Origin of the sequence: Postechiella marina (assembly GCF_039538365.1) — a bacterium.
Taxonomy (GTDB): Bacteria; Bacteroidota; Bacteroidia; order Flavobacteriales; family Flavobacteriaceae; genus Postechiella; species Postechiella marina.
The window spans coordinates 730,308-743,604 of sequence record NZ_BAABCA010000001.1; the positions used below are offsets into that span (position 1 = coordinate 730,308).

Sequence of the window (13,297 nt, forward strand, 5' to 3'; positions counted from 1 at the left end):
TAATATATCATCATAAGCTTCTTTCGTACAAGAAACTCTTTTTTTTATATGTATAAATACGCAGATACTCTTTATAACGAATATCTGCGCTCAGTATTTACTTAAACTTTATACGTGTTATAATAGGCATCATCTGTTTATATAAATCCAGCCTGTTTTTGGTTTGCTGTTATCTTTAAGGTCAAGAACATAAAAATAAGTACCTACAGGTAGTTTCTTATGTTTTTCTATTATTGCTCGTCCGTTAGATGTTCCATCCCAGCCATTAGCATTAGTATACCCTTTTTTGCGATATACAATATAACCCCAACGATTATAAATTTCTAGCGTATTGTTAGGGTGTCGCTCTATACAATCAATATGTAAAGTTTCGTTAATACCATCTCCGTTTGGGGTAAACTCATTGTAAACAAAATAACATTCTGCATTTACAATGGCAGTGTCAGAATTGTTTGCTAAGTTGCTATCCATACCACCTTCTATACTACTTATTGTTGCTATATTTAAATAATCACCGAAGCCTAATACTGTAGCTACAATTTCTAGCATATGTACATCGCCTCCGTTTAATTCAGGAATAGTCCATTCTCCATTAAAATCATCATAAAGGCCAAGGGTTGAAACAAAAGACTCAAACTCATAGCCAGATGGTAATAAGTCTTCTACGATAATATTAGTAGCAGTTACAGAGCCTTCATTTGTTATAGTTATAGTAAATGTAACTAGATCTCCAACAGCAGGATTGCTATTATCGACAACATTTGTAATGCTTAAATCTGAAAGACCAGCAAATATACTAACTGTTGGATCTTCGAAATCTCCATCGTTATCGATATCTATATTGGTATCGTTCGTAGAATCATCAGAATCTTCGTAAAGCGTAATAGAGGTGTTTATAACTGTTCCTGTAGCATAAGCGGTATTTTCAACACGCATCGTATCAATGTCTTCAGCGGTAATAATATATTCTGCAATTGTTACAAAAGACTCGCCCGGACTTAAAATACTTATTGAAGCAGGACCTGTAATAGTGGCTAATGGGTCTGTTACTATAACATTTAATAGGGTTACAGAACCAGAATTAGTTACCGTTATGGTATAGGTTAAAACATCTCCTATATTTTCATAAGTTGAAGAGTCAACTGTTTTAATAATATCTAAAGCTGTTGTTTGTTGTAAGCTAGTTACAGTAACATCGTCTGGATCGCCATCACCATTGGTATCACTATCCGTTGGATTGTTAGGATCATCAGAATCATCTGAAACCAAATCACCATTAGGATCTTGTGTAGTAACCACTGCAGTGTTTTCAACAAATCCAGCATCTAAATCGTCTTGAATAATAGTATGGTTTGCTGTAACTGTTACAGATTCACCTAGGTTTAAGCTTGCAATTACACTAGGCATAACACTTCCTAAATCGGCATTAGCATCTGTAATGTTAATATTGGTTAGTGTTACATTACCGGTGTTAGTGACTACAATGGTATAGGTTATAACTTCACCTAAACTATCCCATAAACCATCTGGTGCTAAATCGGTAGCTTTCGTTAAAGATATACTTGGTGACTGGTTAATAGCTGTAATTGTATCATCATCACCATTTCCGTTGCCATTGGTATCATTATCTGTTGGGTTGTTAGGATCATCAGATACATCAGAAACCGAATCGCCATTTGGAGCGTTTGCATTTACAACAGCAGAATTTGTAACCGAACCAGCATCAATATCTTCTTGAGTTAAGGTATGCGTAGCAAAAACTGTTATAGTATCTCCAGGCGATAAAATGGTTATGTTTGAAGGAGAAATACTTCCCGCATCTGCATTATCATCTGTAATAACAAGATTTGTTAAAGTAACGTTTCCTGTATTTTCAACTACTAAAGTGTAAACAATAACTTCACCAACTGTATCATAACTTCCATCGGTAGCAGCAAGTGCTTCTTTTGTGATTTCTAAACGACCAATTCCTGGTAGTGTCGTAACCGTATCGTCATCGGGATTTCCGTCGTTATTATCATCTACATCGTTTGTGTTATTAGGATCGTCAGAATTATCTGTAATGCTATTTCCATTTGGATCTTGACCAGTAACCGTAGCTGTATTAGTAACATTACCAGAATCTATATCGAACTGTGTAATGCTATACGTTGCAGTAAAGGTTGAGTTATCAGTATCTAGTGGAGCTAAATCTATAGGTCCGCCAGAAACAGTAACTAAAGGATCTGTAATGTTGATACCTGTAATTGTCATGTTACCAGAATTTGTAACAATAAAAGTATAAGTTATGGTTTCGTTTACTTGGGTAATACCATCGCCATTTTCATCGTTAAAGACTCCAATTTTTTCTAAACTTAATTCTGGGTTACCTAATAGTGATGTTACTGTAGGATCATCTGGATCACCATCACCATTTAAATCTTCGTTAATTGGATTGTCTGGATCATCAGAGAAATCACTTATATCTGTAACCACAGTGCCATCAACATCAGTTCCGGTTGCAATAGCAGTATTTGTTAAGTTGCCGCTATCTATATCCTCTTGTTGAATGGTGTAAATCGCAGAGAATGTTGTGTTATCTACTTGAGCAGGTGCCAAATCTATTGCGTTGCCTAAAACAGTAACAATAGGATCTGTAACTACAACATCAAATAGTGTGACATTACCTGTATTTCTTAGAATGAATACATAAGAAATAGTTTCACCAGTTTGCGGAATTCCATCACCATTTTCATCATTAAAAGTTCCTATTTTTAACAGCGTAAGTTGTGGCTCTCTTAATAACGATGTAATAGTTTCATCGTTATTAGTGGTAGTTGTAGGATCGTCTGAAGTATCGGTTACAATATCTCCATTAGGCGCATTACCACTTGTAGTTGCTACATTTTCAACAAAGCCATTATCTACATCATCTTGTGTTAATACATAGATAGCTGTAAAAGTTGAGCTGTCTGTTTGGTTAGGATTTAATGAAATTGGTCCGCCTGAAACCGCTACAATTGGATCTGACACTGTGATATTATTTATAGTTACATTTCCTGTATTAGCAACGTCGAATATATATTGAATGGTTTCACCTTCTTGAGCTAAACCATCTCCATTGGCATCTATAAAGATTCCTGTTTTAGATAATGTTAATTCAGGATTTGATATTAACGTTGTTACGGTGTTATCATCTGGATCGCCATCACCATTGGTATCATTGTTTGTCGTGTCGTTAGGATCATCCGATGTATCACTAACTGCGTTTCCAGAAGGATCTTCACCATTAACGGTCGCAGAGTTTGTAATGCTACCAGAATTTATATCTGCTAATGTAATAGTGTAAACCGCATAAAATGTATTGTTGTTAATTTCTGAAGGTGCTAAATTAATTGGACCTCCGTTAACGGTTACTAAAGGATCAGAAATAGAAATGTTAGATATAACGACATTACCCGTATTTACAACCGTGAAATTATAGGTTATGGTTTCACCAGTTTGCGGAATACCATCTCCATTTTCATCATTAAAAACTGAAACTTTTTCTAGTTCCATTGCAGGTGCTTGGTCTATGCTTGTTGTTGTTATATCATCCGGATCACCATCGCCATCTGCATCATTATCTGTTGGGTTATTCGGATCATCAGATGTATCCGTAATAGCATTTCCAAAAGGATCTTCACCAGTTACAGAAGCTGTATTATTAACTTCACCTGAATTTAAATCTGTTTGCGTAATAGTATGAGACGCATTAACAATTACGCTTTCACCTGGCGCTAAATTTGAGATTAGGGCAGGAGTGATACTTCCGCTATCGGCATTAGCATCGGTTACAGTAATGTTAGTTAAGGTTACATTTCCGGTGTTTGTGATAACTAATTCGTAACTAATAACTTCGTTAAGCGTATTGTAACTACCATCTGTTGCAGGTAATGTTGCTTTTGTTAAAGTTATGCCTCCTGAATTTGGTAAGCTTGTTATGGTATTATCATCAGGTTCACCATCGCCATTATTATCAATATCATCTGGGTTATTAGGGTCATCAGATGTATCTGAAACGCTATTTCCTAAAGGGGCTTCACCATTTACGGTTGCTGTATTAGAAATACTACCAGCATCAATATCGTCTTGGGTAATACTGTAAGATGCAGTGAATGTTGTAGTATCTATTTCATTTGGATTTAAGTTTATTGGACCACCATTAACAGTTACTATAGCATCGGTAATTGTAATATTTGAAATAGTTACATTCCCTGTATTTGAAACACTAAATGTATAATTAATTGTTTCACCAACTTGAGTAATACCATCGCCATTTTCATCTACAAAAACGCCTGTTTTTTCCAAGCTCATTTGTGGATTTGGGGCTAAAGTGGTAACGGTAGCATCATCTGGATTACCATCGCCATTAAGATCTTCATTTGTAGTATTAGCAGGATCATCTGATATATCTGAAATTGAATCCCCATTAGAATCTTGACCAGAAACTGTAGCAGAATTAGAAACCGAACCTGAGTTAATATCTGCCAATGTTAGACTGTAAGTTGCTATAAATGTTGTGGTATCAATCTCATTAGGTTCTAAATCTACTGGTCCGCCATTAACTGTTACCATTGGGTCTGTTATGGTAATACCTGTTATAGTTGTATTTCCAGTATTTTGAACCGTAAACATATATGAAATAGTCTCATTAACCTCAGGGAAACCGTTACCATTCTCATCGTTAAATACCGCAGTTTTAAGAAGACTAATTTTAGCGTTTTGAGTTAACTCGGTTATTGTAGCATCATTATTGTCTGTAGTTGACGGATCATCTGAATCATCAGTTACAGAAGTTCCACCTGGTGTATTTCCTGAAGCAGTAGCTACATTGGTTACGCTTCCGTTATCCACATCATCTTGTGTTAATGTATAAGTTGCTGTAAATGTAGTATTATCATTTTCGGTTGGTGCTAGTGCAATTGGACCACCAGTAACAGTAACAATAGCATCTGTAATTGTGATATTAGAGATTGTGATATTTCCTGTATTGATAATATTAAATGTATATGCTATCGTTTCACCTGCCTGTGCAAAACCATCGTTATTAGCATCAATAAATACACCTGTTTTGAAAACCGTTAATTCTGGTGATTCTATAAGTGTAAAGATTGTTGAATCGTCTGGATCACCATCGCCATCCACATCATTATCTGTCGTATCATTTGGATCATCTGAAGTATCTGTAACAGGGTTTCCGTTAGGGGCGTTTCCTGAAACTGTTGCAGAATTGGTAATGCTACCTGCATCTATATTTGCCTGTGTAATGGTATATGTAGCAGAAAACGATGTTGAATCTAATGCATTAGGAATTAAATCTATTGGTCCGCCATTTACAGTAACCAACGGATCTGAAATTGCAATATCCGTAACGGTTACATTACCTGTGTTTTCAACGGTGAAAATATATGTTAAAGTTTCATTTTCTTGAGGTACGCCATCACCATTTTCATCATTAAACACCACTTCTTTTAATAGAGATAAACTTGGTGTTTGTATTAATGGTGTTACAGTACTATCGTTAGGGTTTGCTGTACTTGGATCATCTGAAATAGCATTTACAGAAGTTCCACAAGGATCTATAGCTGAAACAGAAGCACTATTAATAACTTCTCCAGCATCTAAATCGGCTTGTGTAATTTCGTGTGTCACAATAAAAGTAGTGCTACCAAAGGCTGGAATAGAAGCTACTGATGCTGGAGTTATAGAATCTGCATTTGTATCGGTTAGTGTTACGTTGCTTATTTCAACTTCGTTACTGTTTTCTACTGTGATTTCATATTCTATAGTTTCACCAACAGTATCATAATTGCCATCTGCAGCAGATAAAGCTACTTTTTCTACAACTAATTCGGTTTCTGGACTAACAGTAACTGTATATGTATAAGGGTTTCCTTGACATCCATCTGCACTCGTTGGAGTAATAGTATAAACAACTGTTTGTACCGTTCCAGACGTGTTAATTAAAACATCTGTAATTGTAGAAGTAGTGGCAGGTGTTGAGGTTTCGCCTGTAACATTAGTGTTATCAGCAGCTACCCAACTAAAAGTACTATCTGATAGATCTACGTCACTGTTTAAATCATGATTAATCGCAACATTACTACAAGTAACATCTGATGGCTCAGTGGCATTATAAGGCTCTGGGTTTACTGTTATAATAAGTTCAAAAGTGTTACCCATACAGCCATCAGTATTATAAGGTGTAACCGTATAAAGTACATCCTGTGATGCTCCGCTAATGTTTGTTAAAATATCGTTTATTATCGTTCCATTTCCATCAGCAGGACCTGTTAGATTAGCATTTGGTGTGACAATCCATTCGAAAGTTACTCCTGATAATGATGTTAAATTTGTTAAATCGTAATTTAAAGCAACATCGCTACATGCAATTGCTGAGGTATTTTCAATGTCTAAAGTTGAAGTTACATCAATATTATAAGTATAGGTGTAAACTGATGTATTACCTGCACAGTCTACGTATGTGAATGTATATGTTTTTTGTCCGTCACAAACGGGATCAGCGCTTTCTGTGATAACAGCAGTAATATTTGCTCCACAGTTATCTAAAACTACAGGAGCATCTGGTTGAACCGCATCATCTATACTATTTATATTACTACTTTCATTAGCAGGTACAACTGGATTTATTGTGTAATCTATAATATAGGTATAAATATAATCTTGAGTATTTCCAGCGCAATCGGTATATGTGAACGTGTATATTTTATTTCCTTCGCAAACAGGATTGTTATTTTCTGTAATAACAGGTGTTATGTTATTTCCACAAACGTCTATTACTGTTGGTGCTGTTGGTTGAATAGCTTCCGCTAAACATTCTATAGTACTTGTATCGTTAGGGTTTTGAATATTAAACTGAGGCGTGTCAATCGTATAAATGAATGCCCAAGTATCTGTATTACCAGCACAATCTGTGTATGTGTAGGTATAAGTACGAGTCCCTTCACAAGTTAATGGATCAGGATTTTCTGTAATAACAGCAGCAGAAGGTGTTAAAGTGTTTCCACACACATCAGTTACAGTTGGTAAAGTGAATGTTTCTGTTGCATCAGCAATACAATCTACAGTTTCAGCACCATCGGCATCTGCAATGGTAAATTGTGGCGTATCAATCGTGTAGACATAAGCCCAATTAGCGGTGTTGTTAGCACAATCTGTGTATGTATACGTGTAAGTACGAGTCCCTTCACAAGTTAATGGATCAGGATTTTCTGTGATAACTGCTGCAGAAGGCGATAACGTATTTCCACAAACGTCGGTTACTGTTGGTAAAGTAAATGTTTCTGTAGCATCAGCAATACAATCTACTGTCGAAGCGCCATCCACATCTGCAATGGTAAACTGTGGTGTATCAATGGTGTAAACGTATGACCAATTTGCTGTGTTGTTAGCACAGTCAGTATAGGTGTACGTATAAGTACGAGTCCCTTCACAAGTTAATGGATCAGGATTTTCTGTGATAACTGCTGCAGAAGGCGATAACGTATTTCCACAAACGTCGGTTACTGTTGGTAAAGTGAATGTTTCTGTGGCATCAGCAATACAATCTACAGTTTCAGCACCATCGGCATCTGCAATGGTGAATTGTGGCGTGTCAATCGTATAAATGAATGCCCAAGTATCTGTATTACCAGCACAATCTGTGTATGTGTAGGTATAAGTACGAGTCCCTTCACAAGTTAATGGATCAGGATTTTCTGTAATAACAGCAGCAGAAGGTGTTAAAGTGTTTCCACACACATCAGTTACAGTTGGTAAAGTGAATGTTTCTGTTGCATCAGCAATACAATCTACAGTTTCAGCACCATCGGCATCTGCAATGGTAAATTGTGGCGTATCAATCGTGTAGACATAAGCCCAATTAGCGGTGTTGTTAGCACAATCTGTGTATGTATACGTGTAAGTACGAGTCCCTTCACAAGTTAATGGATCAGGATTTTCTGTGATAACTGCTGCAGAAGGCGATAACGTATTTCCACAAACGTCGGTTACTGTTGGTAAAGTAAATGTTTCTGTAGCATCAGCAATACAATCTACTGTCGAAGCGCCATCCACATCTGCAATGGTAAACTGTGGTGTATCAATGGTGTAAACGTATGACCAATTTGCTGTGTTGTTAGCACAGTCAGTATAGGTGTACGTATAAGTACGAGTCCCTTCACAAGTTAATGGATCAGGATTTTCTGTGATAACTGCTGCAGAAGGCGATAACGTATTTCCACACATATCAGTTACAGTTGGTAAAGTGAATGTTTCTGTAGCATCAGTAATACAATCTACTGTCGAAACACCATTGGCATCTGCAATGGTGAATTGAGGTGTATCAATGGTGTAAACGTATGACCAATTTGCGGTGTTGTTAGCACAGTCAGTGTAGGTATACGTGTAAGTACGAGTCCCTTCACAAGTTAACGGATCAGGATTTTCTGTGATAACTGCTGCAGAAGGCGATAGCGTATTTCCACATACATCAGTTACTGTTGGTAAAGTGAATGTTTCTGTTGCATCAGCAATACAATTTACTGTCGAAGCACCATCGGCATCAGTAATAGTAAACTGTGGTGTATCAATGGTGTAAACGTATAACCAATTAGCTGTCTGACCAACGCAATCTTTATAGGTGTAGACATAGGTTATTGTGCCTTCGCAAGTCGCAGGATTTGGGTTTTCATTTATAACTATTTGATATGGGTCTAATGTTGTTCCACAAAAATCAGTAACATTTGGAAGCGTAAATGTTTCAGTAGCATCTGCAACACAACTTACTGTTGAAGCACCATCAGGATCTGTAATTGTGAATTGAGGCATTTCAATGGTATAAATATATGCCCAAGTATCTGAATTTCCAGCGCAATCGGTATACGTGTATGTATATGTTCTAGTGCCTTCGCAAGTTAGCGGATCTGGATTTTCAGTAATAACAGCAGCCGAAGGCGTTAGGGTATCACCACACGCATCTGTTATTGTAGGCATCGTAAAAGTTTCAGTAGCATCTGCGATACAATCTACAGTTGAGCTTCCATCAGCATCACTAATAGTAAATGTAGGTATCGTAATTGTTATTGTTTGTTCAATATCCATACTGTTATTACAAGCGTCGGAAACCGTATATACTCGAGTAACAACTATCGGGCAAGTACCAGATGCATTATCAACATGCGAAACATTTAAATCTGCATCATCATTGAAATCGTCTGAAACTGTCAAACCTAAGGCCTCTAATTCTGCTACTGTAGTTACAGCAGTTGGCGCATTTGAAGCTAAACAACCTTCCTCAGACAGTTCTGGCAAAGTACCAGAGATAGTCGGACTTGTAACGTCTATATTAACGACAGAAACGGGCGAATATGTGGTTGTACAATTGCCACTTTGAATTAAAGCTCTAAAATATGTGGTCTCTGTTAATGGACCAATTGTAGTTCCTGCTAAAGTTGTAGACGTTTCAGATATTGTATTAATGGCACTAAAACTAGCACTTTCAGAACGTTCCCAATTAATTATATCTCCAATTGAATTTGTAATAATAATATCCGAAGGTGTATCTCCAGTACAGATGACTTGATCATCACTAATGTCACCACCATTACTCTCCGGATAGACAATAGCTTCTATATTAAATACTTCTCCGTCACAAGCAGAACCATCTGCAATTGTGGTAATATATGTGATGGTTACTGGGTTTGCAGTTGTATTTGTATAAGTGTCTGAAATATTGGCAATACTTGCTGTAGTTCGACTTGGTCCTGGAGGTACATTTGCTGCATCAGATGATGTAACTGTATAAGTAACCTCAAAACTTAACCCAATGCTCAATGCTTCATTTGAACATACTTCTGAAAACAAATCAGGAAATGGAGGATTAACAATTTGTAATTGAATTTCCACACGGTCTGGATTAATACATCCCGTATTAGAATCTTCAATCTCTGCGTAAAACGATGTTGGAGCATCGGTTGGCGGTGTAGGTGTATTCACAATAGGATTTGCTACGACATTTCCACCGCTTTCGGCATCATACCAAACCACGGTAGTATTTGGGTTTAAAGTTACCGCATCATTAGCATCAAACTCCTGCGTATTACTACCATCATAGCATTCTATAAGATTAAAATAGTCTAGCAAAGTAGGGAATACGTTGACTGTTACGGTTGCTGTATCTGTTAAAAGAGAAGAACATCCGGTTGTTGTGTTTTCTATAGAAATTAAATTGATTGTAATATTTGAAGTCGCGTTGGAGAATATAACTGTTCCATCACCTAATGCATCTAAAATTGTAGTTTCATTAGCATTTCCATTAATGTTATAAGTGACTTCAGCATTAGGAATCCCAGAAATATAGAACTCGGCATTTTCAGCTTCACAGATATCTGTATTTGTTGTTAAAGACGTAATTGTTGGTAAAGGGTTTACGGTAACTGTAAACGGATTTGAACTTGCAGATGTACAACCATTAATGTCTGTTATCGTGTATGATATATTTGTTGTACCAGAACTAATTCCAGTTACAATTCCACTAACATCTATAGTAGCTACACTGTTATCGGACGATGTCCAAATAATTGTTCCATTTGTGCCCTCTGTTAAAGTTATGGTATCATTAATACAAACTTCATTATGACCTGTAATATCGTTTGCAATAGGCAAATCATTTACAACGATTGTTCCCAAAGCACTTACTGTATTACATCCGCCTGTTAAAGGAATGGAGTAATTATATGTACCAGTAACCGTTGGTGTACCCGAAATTGTAATAACATCGTTGCTCCAAGAAGCTGTTACACCAGCAGGTAAATTTATTGGGGTTCCAATTCCTGTTGCAATTGTGGTATTATGCGTAATATCTGTTAAAGTATCATTTATACAAATATCTGGAGTACTTGATGGGGCAGAAGCTGTATTACATGGGGTAATTGTAACATCTTCAGATAAATCATCAGTAATGGCGTTAGTTTCACTTGCAATACCATCAAAGTTGTAAGTTACTGTGTTTGTTACTGTTCCAGATGCATCATCTTTAGCTCGAGCGACAATATCTAGAGAAAATTTTTCTCCCGGTTGAATCGTACCAATAGTCCAATCTGGATAAGAAAAAGTAGTTCCTGTTCCAGGAGTTGCACTAACAAAATCGAATTCTGATGGTAAAACATCTGTAATAACAAAATTTGTTACTTCGTTAACAGAAAAGCTTTGAGCAGTTATTGTAAAGGAGACATTTGTTCCTGCATCTATGGGGTCTGCATCATCAACTTTAATAATTTGAATTTCAGGATCGCAGCTAAAGAAAGATATGATTGCCGAGTCGTATGTACAACCTCCAAAATCTGTTACTCGAACAAAATAGTCTCCCACACCTGTAAGGGTAGGGTCAAACGTTGCAGGATTTCCATCACTATCTGTAACGATATTCCCATCATGATACCACTCATAAGCAAAGAAACTACCAGATGTTTCTTGTAAAGAAGATCCAGGAAAACAACCACCTCCAGTTATATCTACTTCAACTTCTGGTACCGTATCAAAACCAGAAAAATAACCAGCTAATCCTGCATTACTTCCTAACGACATAAAAGTACCAACAGCAATAGGACCTGGAGTAACCACCGAAATTTCGCCAGATAATCCAGAAACGTAAAATGACTTCCAATCTGTAGCACTTCCACCTTCTAAAACAGCAGTAGAGGCAGGAGTTGCAATTTGAACCCCATTCTGATAAATTTCTACATCGCCATCGTCAGTTAAAACAGATGCAATAATAGTTAACGCCGATACATTAGAATTTGCACCTGCTATTCTTTGTATTTGAGGTATTTCACTCATAGAATCTGGTAATAAACAATTTACAGGAGCAATAAAATTCATTCCTATAGTTTGGATTCTGTTTACTTGACCTGCAAGACATTGAAATGCGTAAGCGTCTTTAGATGTTGTAACATACATATTTGCTCCAGCAGAATTTCCTGAATAATTAGAACCAGGAATTTCTACATACTCGCCATCATCAATAGTATCAATTAACACACCATTTGCAAATACTTGGGTTCCGTTAGATATAGCTACAATTATAGGGAATTCAGTATTGTCATTGGCATCACCATTACCACGAATAAAAACGTATTCTTTTCCTAAAATATTGGTAGGAACAGGCTGATCTATCCCAACGTCGCGGGCCTGCGAAGCCGAATTAATACCTACATTTAAACCGCCATTAGCAATTGCAATAGGTTGTGTAGACGTAATTTTAGCACCCAACCAACCATCAATATTTGCTAAATCGGCAACAGGGTTTGCATTTGTTCCTGTTTGATTTCTAACCGCTTCTAAAACAAAAGTTTCACCAGCGTTTAAAGGGATAGTTATAACATCATCTGTTAATCCATAAGGTTGTATACCATCTCTAAAAGCACAATTTGCATCGTAACCAGAAATGGTCACTGTCGTGCCATCAACAGTACCCATAATACCTAAACTTGTACTAGAATTTATACTAGTATGTTTGTTAGCAATGCCTCCCCAACGAAACTCAGTACCTAGTGCTTGCTCCCCTTTACAGGTTAACGAACCTGCTTGAGCTCCAGAACGCCCCCTATAATTTACATAAAATTGTTGGCCTCCAGGAGCTTCAAACCTAAGTCCAGAATTTATTAAAACAGCTCCAGTGTTTACGTTAGTTACTAGAGTAATATTGTTATTACTATTTGCTAAGCCATCTCCAGAATCAATAGTATATGGAGCACCATTAGAAAGACTCGGTATAGTTAACCATGGTGTTGTAGAAATACCACGATATACATTTACTGGGAATGCTGCAGCCTCTGGTGTAGAAAGGTATATGGCTTGTTGTACAATGGCAGCATTGCTTTGGTGTGTAGCGGTATTGCTTCCTCCAGACGTTTGCTTTAATGGTGGTAAATAATGTTTGCTAGATAACTGAGCAAAGGATGTTTTTATAAAAAAGCAAAGTAGTAATAAGAAAAGTAGTTTTTTATTCATAGTAAAAAGGGGTTCTGTTTTACAAATTAAGCATTAATAAGCAAAATCTTATTTGGATTATATAGTTTTATATTAGACATCGATAAAAAGTAATTTATTCGGTTTAACCTATGAATAAGTAGGTTTTTACATCTAAACAGATGGTGTTTGTCAAAGTTTGTAACTGATGATAGTCCCATGTAATACTTAGGTTTTAATTAACAGTTTCTAACTTTATAAATTATAGTCATTTATTAACTTTGTATAATTAAAACGCATAAAACAT

At 36.6% G+C, this 13,297-nt stretch carries 1 protein-coding gene; it reads right to left on the reverse strand.

Annotation, left to right across the window (positions count from 1 at the left end; genetic code table 11):
- Positions 1 to 129: 129 nt before the first annotated feature.
- Positions 130 to 13,032 carry an HYR-like domain-containing protein gene (locus ABD715_RS02960; RefSeq protein ID WP_344786579.1) on the reverse strand — a complete coding sequence of 4,301 codons (12,903 nt, stop codon included), beginning with the start codon at positions 13,030 to 13,032 and terminating at the stop codon, positions 130 to 132.
- Positions 13,033 to 13,297: the final 265 nt, after the last annotated feature.